This window comes from Micromonospora sp. WMMA1923 (genome assembly GCF_049179195.1).
Taxonomy (GTDB): domain Bacteria; phylum Actinomycetota; class Actinomycetes; order Mycobacteriales; family Micromonosporaceae; genus Micromonospora; species Micromonospora yangpuensis.
The window spans coordinates 375,204-388,474 of record NZ_JBMHLZ010000001.1 but is presented as its reverse complement, the minus strand read 5'-3'; the positions used below and the strand labels follow the sequence as shown (position 1 = coordinate 388,474).

Annotated in this window: 12 protein-coding genes and 2 pseudogenes; 4 read left to right on the top strand and 10 right to left on the bottom strand. The window is 73.4% G+C overall.

Going from position 1 to position 13,271, the window contains the following annotated elements; translation table 11 throughout:
- Positions 1-13: 13 nt before the first annotated feature.
- On the bottom strand, positions 14-700 hold the full coding sequence (locus ACN28G_RS01820) for a dienelactone hydrolase family protein (RefSeq protein ID WP_091434802.1): 687 nt from the start codon (positions 698-700) through the stop codon (positions 14-16).
- A 940-nt stretch (positions 701-1,640) separates the two neighbouring features.
- A complete protein-coding gene (locus ACN28G_RS01815; protein WP_421478235.1) occupies positions 1,641-1,859 on the bottom strand; it encodes a winged helix-turn-helix domain-containing protein in 219 nt (72 codons plus the stop codon).
- A gap of 327 nt (positions 1,860-2,186) precedes the next feature.
- Here ACN28G_RS01815 and ACN28G_RS01810 point away from each other — a divergent pair, with 327 nt between their 5' ends.
- A complete protein-coding gene (locus tag ACN28G_RS01810; RefSeq protein WP_421478234.1) occupies positions 2,187-2,513 on the top strand; it encodes a DivIVA domain-containing protein in 327 nt (108 codons plus the stop codon).
- Complete coding sequence (locus tag ACN28G_RS01805) at positions 2,510-2,767, top strand: hypothetical protein (protein ID WP_091434798.1); 258 nt, start codon at positions 2,510-2,512, stop codon at positions 2,765-2,767. Before ACN28G_RS01810 ends, ACN28G_RS01805 begins: the two co-directional genes overlap by 4 nt.
- On the opposite strand, the gene ACN28G_RS01800 is transcribed toward ACN28G_RS01805, so the two are convergent.
- The 7 genes and pseudogenes from ACN28G_RS01800 to eno form a co-directional block, all read right to left on the bottom strand.
- A complete protein-coding gene (locus tag ACN28G_RS01800) occupies positions 2,764-3,441 on the bottom strand; it encodes an endonuclease V (protein ID WP_421478233.1) in 678 nt (225 codons plus the stop codon). The two genes, ACN28G_RS01805 and ACN28G_RS01800, sit on opposite strands and share 4 nt — an antisense overlap.
- Before the next feature lie 89 nt (positions 3,442-3,530).
- A pseudogene (locus ACN28G_RS01795) lies at positions 3,531-4,457 on the bottom strand (exopolyphosphatase); the annotation flags it as partial.
- Positions 4,458-4,692: 235 nt separating this feature from the next.
- On the bottom strand, positions 4,693-5,937 hold the full coding sequence (locus ACN28G_RS01790; protein WP_421478232.1) for a hypothetical protein: 1,245 nt from the start codon (positions 5,935-5,937) through the stop codon (positions 4,693-4,695).
- Positions 5,938-6,144: 207 nt separating this feature from the next.
- Positions 6,145-6,675: an amino-acid N-acetyltransferase gene (locus tag ACN28G_RS01785; RefSeq protein WP_091434792.1), complete on the bottom strand. Its 531-nt coding sequence runs from the start codon at positions 6,673-6,675 to the stop codon at positions 6,145-6,147.
- A 116-nt stretch (positions 6,676-6,791) separates the two neighbouring features.
- A pseudogene (locus tag ACN28G_RS01780) lies at positions 6,792-7,337 on the bottom strand (DUF501 domain-containing protein); the annotation flags it as partial.
- A 26-nt stretch (positions 7,338-7,363) separates the two neighbouring features.
- The gene (locus tag ACN28G_RS01775; protein WP_421478231.1) at positions 7,364-7,963 is read right to left on the bottom strand and encodes a septum formation initiator family protein; all 600 of its coding nucleotides are present in this window, start codon (positions 7,961-7,963) and stop codon (positions 7,364-7,366) included.
- Positions 7,964-7,994: 31 nt separating this feature from the next.
- Positions 7,995-9,278, bottom strand: a complete 1,284-nt coding sequence (gene eno, locus ACN28G_RS01770) for a phosphopyruvate hydratase (RefSeq protein ID WP_091434789.1) — start codon at positions 9,276-9,278, stop codon at positions 7,995-7,997.
- A 325-nt stretch (positions 9,279-9,603) separates the two neighbouring features.
- Here eno and ACN28G_RS01765 point away from each other — a divergent pair, with 325 nt between their 5' ends.
- Both ACN28G_RS01765 and nudC read left to right on the top strand, forming a co-directional pair.
- Positions 9,604-10,293, top strand: a complete 690-nt coding sequence (locus ACN28G_RS01765) for a hypothetical protein (protein WP_091434787.1) — start codon at positions 9,604-9,606, stop codon at positions 10,291-10,293.
- A gap of 335 nt (positions 10,294-10,628) precedes the next feature.
- Entirely contained in the window at positions 10,629-11,387 is a 759-nt protein-coding gene (nudC, locus tag ACN28G_RS01760) for an NAD(+) diphosphatase (protein ID WP_421478230.1), read from the top strand.
- Positions 11,388-11,561: 174 nt separating this feature from the next.
- On the opposite strand, the gene ACN28G_RS01755 is transcribed toward nudC, so the two are convergent.
- Positions 11,562-13,181, bottom strand: a complete 1,620-nt coding sequence (locus ACN28G_RS01755) for a DUF885 domain-containing protein (RefSeq protein ID WP_421478229.1) — start codon at positions 13,179-13,181, stop codon at positions 11,562-11,564.
- Positions 13,182-13,271: the final 90 nt, after the last annotated feature.

Sequence of the window (13,271 nt, the reverse complement as noted above, 5' to 3'; positions counted from 1 at the left end):
TGGGATGGGTCGGTCAGCCAAGTTTGGCCCGGAACAGTTCGAGGGTACGGGCCCAGGCGCTGGCGGCGGCCGGCTGGTCGAACGACTCGGGCCGGTCGTCGTTGAAGAAGGCGTGCGCGGTACCCGGGTAGTCGTAGGTCTGGCAGGTGCCGCCGGCCGCCTCGATGGCCGCGCGGGCGGTCTGCACCCCGTCCGCGCTGGACGTGCCGTCGGCCTCGGCGCAGTGGATGATGGCGCTCTTGCCGGCGTAGTCGGCCCAGTCCGGGCTCATCTTCTCCCACGGCAGCACCGGGTAGAAGCCGGCCGTGGCCACGATCCGCTCGGAGAGGGTCGCCGACCAGAGGGCCAGGCTCCCCCCGGCGCAGAAGCCCACCGCGCCGACCTTGCCGGCGACCTCGGGCCGACCGGCCAGGTAGTCGGCGGCCCCGGCGATGTCCTTGGCGGCGTCGTCCATCCGCAGCGCCATCATCAGCCGGCGCGCCTCGTCCGGCTCGTCGGCGGACTCGCCACGGTAGAGATCCGGGGCGAGGGCCACGAAGCCGGCCTCGGCGTACCGGTCCACCACCGAGGTGATGTGCGGCACCAGGCCCCACCACTCCTGGATGACGATGACGGCCGGGCTGGTCGTCCCGGTGGCGGGTACCGCCAGATACCCCTGACTCGTGCCCCCGTTGTCGCGGTAGGTCACCATCTCGCCCATCGGCCCGTCCTCCTAGCGGTCAGTCAACATTGGCTGGTCGCACAGTGGTGATACGTGCCGGTAGCCTGCCACGCGGTGACCGGCCGGGGAAAGACGCCGGACCAGTGGCATTCGCCTCCTGTTCGTTTCGTCCCCAACCCCCGCCGCTCACGTCTCGCGGCAGGTCAGGCGGTCGAAGCGGGTACCGGCCCCGGGCCGGGCATTGCTCGTCCGCGGCAGGTCAGGCGGTCGGAGCGGGTACCGGTCCCGGGCCTGCGGGCGGGGGGTCGCTCGTCGGCGGCAGGTCGGGCGTGCCGGCATCGGTCGGCCCGGTGGGCAGCGGCCCGACCGTCGTCGGGGCGGCCTGGCTCGGCGACGGACCGGCAGCCGGTGCGGTGGTCGAGGTGGGCGGGACCGAGGGCAACTCCGGCGCGGGCGCTCCGGGTGCTCCCGGCACTGCGGGCACGCCGGGCTCTGCGGGTGCTCCGGATCCTCCGGGCGTTGATGGCACTGCGGGTGCTCCGGGTGCGGCCCGGAAGGGTGCGAGGTCCGGGCAGTACGGATACGCCGGCACCTGGCGGTCGGGCTGCTCCTCGGTCCAGCACTGATGGCGCGGTCGGCACGGTTGCGCAGTGCGCGTCTCGGCGCGGTTGCGCAGTACGCGTCTCGGCGCGGTTGCGCGGTGAGTGTGGTCGGCACGGCTGGCGCGATGGACGCGTAGATCTTGGACACTTACCGTCCAAATAGAACGGTAAGTGTCCAAGATCTACCTCGCTGCCCGCTTCGGCAGCGACGGAGGCGGGTGGGTCGGTGGGGCGGATCGGGAAGCCGAAACTCTTTGCGGCGATTTGTCCCGCTTGTGCGCCTGCGCGGCCTCTGCAGCCGGGCCGGGCGGCCGACCTACGGAAGATCTTGGAAGAAATGTGCCCCCCGGAGGGGCCGAAATCTTCCAAGATCTATTTCAGGCCCGCTCCGCCACGAAGACGCCGACCCCGTGGGCGCTCGTGACGAGACCTTCCGTGCGCAGGGCATGCATGGCATAGCGGATGACGGAATCGGACACGCCGTGTTCCGCCTTGAGCTGGGCGGTTGACGGCAACTTGTCGCCCGGCTTCAGTTCTCCGGCCTTGATCTGCGTCCGAATGTGTTCAGCGAGCTTTTCCCACTTGGTGGCAGGCATGGGCACTCCTCGGTCTCCACCGATCATCAGAGCACGCACGAACTTCCGCCGGCAAGTTGCCGGTACAGCGAACTAGTTCCTTGACCTAAGCGAAGTAGTTCGCTTAAGTTGTCCCCAGCGGGCTGCTCATCGGTCTCCAACCTCAGGGTCCCGCTGGTGATCGGGGCGGGTGAGCCCCGGTGGTCCGCCCCGATCACGCGCACGGCTCTGTCGACGTACCGCCAGCAGGGCTGCGGCGACAGGGCGGGCGGTCCGGGCCGGGTTCCGGGCCCGGCCGGGCCGCCTCCACGCGGCACCGGACCAACTCCACGAAAGGCTGAGGACATCGTGCGTGACCTGCTGAGATCCCTGACCTGGCGAAGGCGAGCGCGGCCGGCGCATCGTCGCACCGACAGTCCGACCTGGCTGCCCGACGTTCAGCCGTCCGGGGCGTACCCGGCGTTGCGGCCGTGGCAGGTGCGCAGCCGGACCTTCACGATCCGGCGGCGCGGGGCGGACCCGGTGGAGGTGGCCGCGTACCTCGACCGGGTGGCCGGCGAGCTGGCCGCCGCGCAGGTCGCGCTCGCCGCGAGCCGGCAGGAGGCCGCCCGGGTCCGGGACGCGCTGCGCCGGTGGCAGTCCCAGCAGGTGCCGGGCGTGGCGGGGCCGGTGTGAGCCGCGTCGGCAGGTACGTGATCCACCTGCCGGTGGTGGCGACGGACCTGGTCCGGGCCCGGATCCTGGCCCGCACGGCGGTCCGCGCGCTGGCCTTCCTCACCCAGGTCGATCCCGGCGAGACCACCGTGTCGGCCGAGGACGAGCAGGGGGTACGCCACCGGGTGTTCTGCGATCGGCGGCTCGACCGTGGTCGGCGGTGCGTGCTGCGCGCCGACCACCAGACCCCCTGCACGCCCCGACTACCCCGCTAACCCGCAGGTGGCAGCTCGCGCAGGACGGTACGGGAGAGCAGGTCGGCCTGGCGGGTCGGCTCCGGGATGCGGTACCGGGGCGCGAGCGCCAGCGTCAACCCGGTCGCCTCGGCCAGGCCGATCCGGTGCCCCACCGAGACGAAGACCGGCTTCACCCCGGTCTGGGTACGCACCGCCCGGCCCACCGTCTCGTCCCCGTCGACAAGCGGCGACCAGGCACCCCGGGCCTGTTCGGGCGGGTCGAAGCGGGCGGTGAACGGGGTCTTGGCCACGCCGAGACTCGGCAGTCCGGTGAGCACCCCCAGGTGACAGGCGAGGCCGAACCGCCTCGGGTGGGCGACCCCGTAGCCGTCGCAGACCAGCACGTCGGGGCGTACCGTCAGTTTCTCCAGCGCCGCCAGCAGGAACGGCACCTCCCGGAACGCCAGCAACCCCGGCACGTACGGGAAGTTCACCTCGCCGACGGCGAACTCCGCCCGGCGTACCCGCGCGGTCGCCACGTCGAGCAGCACGGCGGCGGCGACCACCCGGTCACTACCCACCTCGTACGACACGTCGAGGCCGACCACCGTCGCCGGAGGGCCGGGCAGGGGTGTGGTCAGGTCGACCCGGCGGCGCAACGCCTCCTGCACCCGCTCGGCCTCGGCCACGGTGACCGGGGCGACCTCGGTCACTCGCCCAGTCGACGCAGCAACTCCGCGTCACGCTCGGCCACTTCGTGAGCGATGTTCCGCAATCTGGGGGCTGCCCCGCCGTCGGACTCCTGGAGGCTCCAGGCGATGCCGTCGAGGATGTCGTGTTCGCTGGCGATCACCGTGGGCAGGCCGGCCCGTTTCATGATGATCTCCAGGATGAGGGCACCCGCGCCGATCACGTCGGCCCGGCCCGGGTGCATCACCGGCATGGCCAGCCGCTGTTCGCGGGTCTTCGCCAGCAGGTCGGTGGTGACCTCGACGACCTGCTCGTACGTCACCTGGGCGTGGTGGATGCGCTCCGGGTCGTACCCGGTCAGGCCCTGGGCGATGGCGACCACGGTGGTGACCGAACCGGCCAGCCCGACCAGGGTGGCGGCCTCGCGGCCCGGCACGGCGGTCAGGGCCTGGTCCACGGCGGCGGCGATGTCCGCGCGGGCGGCGGCGGCCTGGGACAGGGTGGGCGGGTCGCCGGCCAGGTGCCGCTCGGTCATCCGGACGCAGCCGATGTCCGTCGACACCGCCGCCTCGACCCCGCCGGTACGGGTACCGACCACGAACTCGGTGGAACCGCCCCCGATGTCGACCACCAGGTACGGCTCCTCGGTGTGGTCGGGCAGTCCCCGCACCGCGCCGGTGAACGACAGCCGGGCCTCGGCGTCCCCGGTGACCACCTCGGGGTCGACGCCGAGGGTGCGGCGGACCATCGTGGTGAAGTCGTCGGCGTTGGCGGCGTCCCGGGACGCCGAGGTGGCGCACATCCGGACCCGCTCCGCGCCCAGCTTCTCGATCTCGGTGGCGTAGTCGGCCAACGCCACCCGGGTCCGTTCGATCGCCGCCGGATCGAGCCGGCCGGTACGGTCCACGCCCTGCCCCAGCCGGACGATCTCCATCCGCCGGCTGACGTCCACCAGCGGTGCCTGCGGGCCGGCCGAGGGATCGGGCAGGTCGGCCACCAGGAGCCGGATCGAGTTGGTTCCGCAGTCGATGGCCGCCACACGCGTCGTCACCCCGGGAAGCCTACGGTCCACCGCCCTCCCGCGACAGTCGACGGCCCGGCGGGGCGTCACCGGAGGGCGAATCGGCCCGGGACCCCCGATCTGACCCTGAGCCGGCGCGCGGCCGATCTGACCCTGACCCTGAGCCGGCGCGCGGCCGATCTGACCGCGAGCCGGCGCGCGGCGGCCGCCGGCCAGCGGGTCGGCCGGCGAGATTGCCGGCGCGGCGCGGCCGTCAGCCAGCTGGCCGGCCGGCGGCGCGTCGCCGGGCGGCCAGCAACGGGGTCCAGGGCAGCAGGGCCAGCCCGAGCAGGGCCGTCAGCAGCGGCAGCCGCCACCAGCCGGACACGTTCGCCGGTGGCGGCGCGGGCGGGTCCGCCACCCACGGGCGGGCGGTCTTCGACCAGGCCAGGAAGGCGTCCCCGATCGGCAGCGCGCCGAGGGCGTACCGCTTGGTCCACGGGGTGTGCAGCGGCAGACCGGCGAACTCACCGAAGTTGGCAAGCGCACCGGCGAGCCGGTCGTCGCCGTGGGCCTGGGCCGCGCCGAGGGTCACCACGGTCGCCGACAGGCTCACCCCGAGCAGCAGCGGGCCGGAGTCGACATCGCCGGCCCCGGTGGTCCCCTCGGGATACTCCCGCACGGCGGGGCCCAGCCGCAGCGGCGTGGTCACGAACCGGTCCCGGAAGCGCAGGTACTGCTCGCGGGCGAACTCCTGGTCGACGTCGACCAGGAAACGGTGGATCATGCTCTGCGAGGTGCCCCGGGCCACCTCGACCGGGCCACCGCTGACCGGGTCCACCCGGTGCGGCATCAGCCCGGTGGCCGGATCCAGCCGCTGTCGTACCCCGGCCAGCCACCTGTCGACGGTCGGCCCGTACCGGGGCGTCAGCAGCGAGTCGTGCAGCCGCAGCGAGGCCACGGCCACCGTCGAGTCGACCGGCCAGGCCTGCCCCGGGTACGCGGACAGGTACGGCGTGCCGGCGGAGGCGAAGGCGGCCCCGAGCGCGGCCGAGTCGTCGGCGAACCGGCGTACCTCGGTCGGGTTGCGCCGCTCGGGCGGTTGCAGGGCGAGCATCCCGCCGCGCAACCAGTTCGTCCAACCCACGTAGAAGACGCCGTATGCGGGGAGCAGCTCGGGGCTGAACGGGGCCCGGCCGGCCGGGGAATCCAACCGCTGCAAGGCCCAGCGGGCTTCCCGCAGCGCCACCGCCCGCTGCGGATCCCCCACCGGCCGGCGCAGTCCCGACTCGACCCGGGCCAACCCGTACAGGGCGTGGGCGAAGAAGTAGCCCTCGGGAAAGAGCCGCTGGGCATCCCCACCCGCCCCGTCGTCCAGCGCCGCCCGCACGAAGGTGAGCTGCCGACCCACCCCGGGCGGCTCGCCGTCGGCGCCGGCCGTCGCCGGGGCGACCAGCCGTAACACGCCGCCCAGGGCGAGCACCCCCACCAGCAACGCGCCGACCGTCCGCTTCCTCACCCCGCCACAGTGCGGGTACGCGTCAAGCCCGCGCGCTGCCCCACCCACTCGCGCGCCCCCTCAACGTGGCCCGGCGTGCTCATCGCGGACCCGGCGCGCTCAACGCGGACCCGGCGTGCTCAACGCGGACCCGGCGCGCTCAACGCGGACCCGGCGTGGTTAGCGGGGTACCCCTCTCGACCGTAGGCGTTAGCAGGGGGCCCTTCCTTACAGGCGGAGGAGCATGCGGGTGTTGCCCAGGGTGTTGGGCTTGACCCGTTCCAGGTCGAGGAACTCGGCCACCCCCTCGTCGTACGAGCGGAGCAGCTGCTCGTAGACCGGTTGCGGTACCGGGGCGCCGTCGATCGGCCGGAAGCCGAACGAGCCGAAGAAGTCGGTCTCGAAGGTGAGCACGAAGATCCGGCGTACGCCCAGCTCGCGGGCCGCGTCGATCAGCTCGTCGACGATCCGCTGGCCGATCCGCTGGCCCCGGCAGGACGGGTCCACCGCGACGGTACGGATCTCGGCCAGGTCCTCCCACATCACGTGCAGCGCGCCGCAGCCCACCACCGCCTCGTCGGTGTGGCGGACCGCGACCCGGAACTCCTGCACCTGCTCGTACAGGGTGACGGTGGCCTTGCTGAGCAGCCGCCGGTCGTTGGTGTACGTGTCGACGAGCGACCGGATGCCCCGGACGTCCCGGGTGCGGGCCCGCCGCACGACGACGTCCTGACCGGTCTGCCCCGGGCCGTCGCTCACGCCCCGGCCGCTCCGTCCGCCCCGTCGGGCTCGGACTCGGCCCGCTCGGCCCGCTCGGGCTCAGCCGGCTCGGGCTCAGCCCGCTCGGGCTCAGCCGGCTCGGGCTCAGCCGGCTCGGGCGGCTCGACGCAGGGGCCGGCGGCCCACCAGCGTTCCACCAGGGCGAGTGTCTCGTCGCCGAACGGGTTGACCCCCGGGCCGGCGGCCAGGGCGTGCCCGAGGTGCACGTGCAGGCACTTGACCCGGCCGGGCATCCCACCGGCGGAGATCCCGGCGATCTCCGGTACCTCGCCGATCGCCTCCCGGCGGGCCAGGTAGTCCTCGTGCGCCGCCCGGTACCGGGCGGCCAGGTCCGGGTCGGTCGCCAGCCGCTCGGCCATCTCCTTCATCAGCCCGGCCGACTCCAGCCGGCTGCAGGCGGCGGTGGCCCGGGGGCAGGTCAGGTAGAACAACGTCGGGAACGGGGTGCCGTCGGCCAGCCGGGGCGTCGTCTCCACCACGTCGGGCAGGCCGCAGGGGCAGCGGTGGGCCACCGCCCGGGTGCCCCGGGGCTGGCGTCCGAGCTGCGCGCCCACCGCGGCCAGGTCGGCCCGGGTGGCCGGTTGCCGTTCCGGCAGGGGTACGGAGTCCGCCGCCGGCTCCGGCGGGGGTACGACAGTCACGTTGTCCATCTCTCGTCGGTGCGGGCTCACCGGCCGGTGGGCTCGGCGTCGGCGGCTCGGATGCTCGACCACAGGGTGTCGTACCAGGGATCGGGGGTCTCGGGTCGGGTCGGCTGCCCGGCCGCGCCGGCCTCCCGGGCGGCGCCGGCCGGGTCGTTGAGGACGATCACCGGCACCTCGCCCGGGTACACCATGTAGAAGCGACGCCGGGCCTCGCTCTCGATGAACGCCGGGTCGCGCCACTTGGCCGCCTCGACCGAGAGCTGCTCGATCACCGCACGCTGGGCGTTCTGGGCCGACTCCATCCGCTCGATGTCGGCCTGCTGGTCGAGGTAGACCCGCACCGGATAGGTGTAGGCCAGGGCGAGCGCGATCAGCACCGCGAAGAGCACGGTGGCCCGCCCGGTGATGCGTCGGGGGTGGGGTGCGGAGAGCCGCTTGACGCCGCCGCCGGCGACCGTACGCCGGGCTGCGGCCGGCCGGTTCGCGGAGCGTACCCCGTCACCGGCGCGGGCCGTGCCCGACGCGCGTCCACGCGGCTCGGCGCGGACACCACGGGCCCCGCCCGGCCGGCCGGTGGGCCGACGGGCCGGACGTGGGCCGCCCGGTGTGCGCCGCTGCTGCATCACACCCCTCCCCCGAAGCGTCGCGGTCTGGTCAGGCGGAACGGTAACGCGGGAACGCGCCGGCCCCGGCGTAGCGCGCCGCGTCGCCCAGCTCCTCCTCGATGCGCAGCAGCTGGTTGTACTTGGCGACCCGGTCCGAGCGGGCCGGGGCGCCGGTCTTGATCTGGCCGCAGCCGGTGGCCACCGCCAGGTCGGCGATGGTGGTGTCCTCGGTCTCGCCGGAACGGTGGCTCATCATGCAGCGGAAGCCGGCCCGGTGGGCCAGGTCGACCGCGTCCAGGGTCTCGGTGAGCGAGCCGATCTGGTTCACCTTCACCAGTACGGCGTTCGCCGCGCTCTCCGCGATGCCCCGGGCGATCCGCAGCGGGTTGGTGACGAACAGGTCGTCGCCGACGATCTGGATCCGCTCACCGACCGACGCGGTGAGCGTCTGCCAGCCACTCCAGTCGTCCTCGGCCAGCGGGTCCTCGATCGACACGATCGGGTAGTCGTCGGCGAGCTTCATGTAGTAGTTGCTCATCTCCTCCGCGGACTTGCCGGTGCCCTCGAAGGTGTAGGTGCCGTCGGCGAAGAACTCGGTGGCGGCCACGTCGAGCGCGAAGACGATGTCGGTGCCCAGCCGGTAGCCGGCCTTCTCGACCGCCTCGGCGATCAGGTCCAGGGCGGCGGCGTTGGTCGGCAGGTTGGGCGCGAAGCCGCCCTCGTCGCCGAGGCCGGTGGAGAGGCCCTTCTTCTTGAGTACGGACTTCAGCGCGTGGTAGACCTCCGCGCCGGAGCGCAGCGCCTCCCGGAAGCTCGGCGCGCCGATCGGGGCGATCATGAACTCCTGGACGTCGACGTTGGAGTCGGCGTGCGCCCCACCGTTGAGGATGTTCATCATCGGCACCGGCAGCAGGTGCGCGTTCGGGCCACCCAGGTAGCGGAAGAGGCTCAGCTCGGCGCTGCCGGCCGCCGCCTTCGCCACCGCCAGGGAGACCCCGAGGATGGCGTTCGCGCCCAACTCGCCCTTGTTGTCGCTGCCGTCGATGTCCAGCATCTTCTGGTCGATCAGCCGCTGCTCGCTGGCCTCGTACCCGACCAGCTGGTCGACGATCCGGTCCTCGATGTTCGAGACCGCCTTCTCGACACCCTTGCCCAGGTAGCGGTCGGCGTCACCGTCGCGCAGCTCGACCGCCTCGAAGGCCCCGGTGGAGGCGCCGGACGGCACCGCGGCGCGGGCGATCGTGCCGTCGTCCAGCCCGACCTCGACCTCGACCGTCGGGTTGCCCCGCGAGTCGAGAATCTCCCGGGCGACGATTCCCTCGATGGTTGCCACTAAGTCGCTCCTCGTTTGTCTGTTTCCGGTGCGGTATGGGCCGCGACGGTGCGGCTGAGGAAGGTGTTACCACGCAGCGTATCGGGCGACGCTCACCGACCCGGCGTCACCCGGCAGCCCACCCGCACCGGAACGCGGCACTCCGGCTACCAAGGGTAATTGCCTCGTCTTCGGCCGACGCTCGCCCACCGGGCCGGGAGTCGCCCGAGGGCCGACACCGCCGCTCACTCTGGGCCACCGTCAAGGACGGACATTCCCGAATTCTCGTGGCTCAACCGGGCAACGGGTTTGCGCCGGGCGGACCCGATCGACAAGGCTGGGCGCCATGCCCGCCGCCACGACCACTCTCCGTGTGCTCGTCTTCTCGGTCATCGCCCTGTTCACCGTCTCCGGCTGCCAGACACTCGACGACGCCGGCCGGGTACTCGGGCGATCCGACCTCGTCAACGACGTCGCCGCCCGGATGGACCAGGCGATGGAGTCGACCTACCTGGCCGAGTACCAGCTCGCCGGCGGGGAGAGCGCCTCGATCGCCCAGGAGCAGAAGCCGGCCCGCACCGCGTACACGTACCCGGGTGGGAAGCTCACCGTCACCAGGGAAGCGACCACAGAGTGTGAGACCGCCAGCGAGCGGCCGGTCTGCACCGTGGTCGAGCCGCCGGCCAGCGGCCCGCCCTCGGTGGCCGTCTTCGCCGAGGCCAAGCGGCGCGGTCTGGTCACCCCGCCGGTGGTGGTGGGGCTGTTGACGGCCGCCGCCCTGGAACCGGCCGCGGTCATCGAGCAGAGCGACACCACCCTCGCCGGGTACCACGCCACCTGTGTGCAGGTCTCCCAGGTGCCCGACCCGTTCAGCGCCTGCGTCACCACCGAGGGCGTGCTCGGCAGCTTCACCGGCGACGTCGAGGGCAAGCGGGTCGAGCTGGCCCTGACCCGCTACGCCAACACCGTCGACCAGGCCGCGTTCGAGGTACCGTCCGGCGCGGGCGTGGTCGACCAGCGACCCACCGACTCGTGACCGACGCCCCCACCGGGGCTGAGCCAGCCGCACCGCCCGTACCGGAAACACACACCCCAGCCGCGCGGACCGAACCGGGCGCGCGGACCGAACCGGGCGCGCGGACCGAACCGAGCGCGCGGACCGAACCGGGCGCGCGAGCCGAGGCAGAGGACCGGACCGAACCAGGGGCACGAACCGAGCCGGGCGCGCGAACCGAATCGGGTACGCGGGCCGGATCGGAGGCGCGAGCCGAACAGGTCGCGGGGCCGGGGTGGACGGCTCGGGCCGAGTTCGGGGCGCGGTTCGTGCCGGGGGCTGGGCATCCGGGGCCGCCGGGACCGGACGATACGGCCGTGGTGGTGGCCGGGCGCAAGCTGTTGACCAGCCCGAACGGTGGGTTTCCTCGGGTCGCCGACCTGCCCGCCGACACCGGCTGGCTGCCGCTGGGCACCCTCGACGGCGTACCGGCCTGGGGTGCGGCTGTGACGGCGACCGGCGACGTACCCGGTCGGTGGCGTAGTTGGCGGGCGCTCGCCGCGCAGGTCCCCGAGCCGCTGGCCGCCCTGGCCGGCCGGGCCCTGCAGGTCGTCACCTGGCGGCGCGGGCACCGGTACTGCGGTGCCTGCCGGGCCGAACTGGCCGACGTGCCGGGCGAACCGGCCCGGCGCTGCCCCGACTGCCGGCTGTACGTGCCGATGCAGCTCTCCCCCGCCGTGCTGGTGGCGATCACCCGCCCCGGCCCGGTCGACGAACTGCTCCTGGTCCGGCACTCGTACGGGCCGACCGAGCTGTGGGCCCTGGTGGCCGGGTTCGTGGAGGCCGGCGAGTCGCTGGAGGCGGCCGTCCACCGGGAGGTGGCCGAGGAGGTCGGACTCGATCTTGGTCCGCCGGTCTACTTCGGCAGTCAACCGTGGGCGATGTCGGGGCCGGGCGTGCTGCTCGCCGGTTTCACGGCCACGGTCACCGACCCGGCCGCCGAGCCGGTCGTGGACGGTCGGGAGCTGGTCCAGGCCCGCTGGTTCCCGCTGGACGCGCTCCCCGAGGCGCTACCGCCGGCGTACTCGATCTCGCGTTGGCTGATCGACGCCGCCGCCACCCGCGCCACCGGCTGACGCCACGCGGACTGTCCCCTCGGCCACCCGCGCCACCGCCCCTCTCGGGCGGTCCCGGTCATCCTCCGCGCCACCGCCCCTCTCGGGCGGTCCCGGCCATCCTCCGCGCCGCTGCCGTTGGCGGTGTGAGAAGGGGGCCCTTCTATACCGAAAGCGTTAACAGGGGGCCCTTCCTTACAGGTGGAGGAGGGTGCGGAGGTGGCGGGGTGGGGGGCAGCCGTGCGCGAGCATCGCGTCGTGCCAGTCGCGCAGCGGCACCTCGGCCGGTCGGGACCGGGCGATCTCGGCCATCTCGGTGTAGCCGACGAAGTAGGTGGAGAGTTGGGTGGAGGTGAGCAGCGACCGGTGCCACTTGCCGACCGCCTCGCCCTCCTCCTGGAAGCCCCGGCCGGTCATCAGCGCCAACGCGTCGGCCTCGGCGAGTTGTTCGCCGTGCACGAGCTGGTCGAGCAGGGCGTTGATGACCATCCGGAGCTGCATCTTGAGCTGCTGGAGCCGGACCGGCAGGCCACCGAAGCCCCCTTCGACCATCAGCTGCTCGGCGTAGACCGCCCAGCCCTCGATGAAGACCCCGGACCGGGTGATCGGCCGGACCCGGGTGGAGCCGGCGTACCGGCGGGCGTGGGCGAGCTGGAGGAAGTGGCCGGGCATCGCCTCGTGCACGGTCAGCCCACGGATCAGGTGATCGTTGTACTCGCGGTAGAACGTCTCGACCCGCTGCGCCGGCCAGTTCTCGGGGGTCGGCGCGATGCAGTAGAAGGTGGGCAGGTTCGCCGTCTCCAGCGGGCCGGGCGCGTCGCAGTAGGCGACCGCGACGCCCCGGGCGAAGCCGGGCATCTCCTGGATCACGCAGGAATCGTCGACCAGGGTGACCAGGTCGTGGTCGCGGACGAAGTCGGTGGCCTCGTCCAGGGTGGTCGAGGCGAGGTCGACGATGGTGTGGTCGTCGGGGTGCTCGGCGGCGAGCAGGTCCAGCGCCCGGCGTACCGTCTCGTCGTCGGCCGGGCCACCTACCAGCTCGACGGCCGCTGCCCGGATCTCCTCGGTGATCTCGTCCAGGGCGGCCCAGGCCCGACGTTGGATCTCGGCGGCGCTCAGCTCGGTGTCGAGGGTGTGCCAGAGCCGCGCCTCGAAGCGTCGCCGTCCCAGCCGGGGGTCCGGTCCCGGCCCGGCGTCGGCGGCCAGCCCGGCCCGCAGCCAGGCCACGAACTCCTCCAGCGCGGCGATCGCGGCGGTGGCGGCCGGCTCGACCTGGCTCCGCAGGGCGGGGGCCTGGGCGAGCAACGCCGGGACCTCGTCGCGGACCAGCGCCGCCGCGCCGGTGAACTGCCCGACCGCCGTCTCGGCATGGATCCGGGGCATCTGCGCCAGCGTCGCCCGCGCGGTCGCCAACGCATCCGGTACGGCGGCCAGCCGCCCGGTCAGGGCGGTCAACCGGACCTCGGCCGGCGCGTACGGGCGGGCGAGCAGGGCGTGCAGCAGGGGGCCGGGGTTGTGCCGCAGCGGGTCCCACTCGTGGGTACGGATCTCGGTCGACTCGAACAGCTCCCGGTCGACCAGGGCACTGAGCAGCTCGTGGTCGACCTGCTCGTCGGGGTCGAGGGCGTCCGGGTCCAGCTCGGCCAGCGCGTGCGAGGCCTCGGTGAGCATCGCCCGGTCGACGGCGGTCGCCTCGGCGGAGAGGTCGGGCAGCCGGTCGTCGTACCGGTGGTCGCCGAGCGAGGTGGCGAAGCCGGGACGGCTGGCCAGCAGGGCGTCCACGATCCGTTCGGCCCGGGGTGCGAAGGACGACATGCGACGACCCTAGCCGGACCGTCCTCAGTCGGTGCGCTCGCCGACGGTGTGCTCGGCGGCGGCGTGCTCGGCGGCGGCGTGCTCGGCGGC

Bases quoted from the DNA above. Each gene is read 5' to 3' on its own strand.
- ACN28G_RS01815 (WP_421478235.1), bottom strand. From the start codon at position 1,859: ATGCCTGCCACCAAGTGGGAAAAGCTCGCTGAACACATTCGGACGCAG.
- ACN28G_RS01755 (WP_421478229.1), bottom strand. From the start codon at position 13,181: ATGTCGTCCTTCGCACCCCGGGCCGAACGGATCGTGGACGCCCTGCTG.
- ACN28G_RS01775 (WP_421478231.1), bottom strand. From the start codon at position 7,963: ATGCAGCAGCGGCGCACACCGGGCGGCCCACGTCCGGCCCGTCGGCCC.
- ACN28G_RS01820 (WP_091434802.1), bottom strand. From the start codon at position 700: ATGGGCGAGATGGTGACCTACCGCGACAACGGGGGCACGAGTCAGGGG.
- ACN28G_RS01765 (WP_091434787.1), top strand. From the start codon at position 9,604: ATGCCCGCCGCCACGACCACTCTCCGTGTGCTCGTCTTCTCGGTCATC.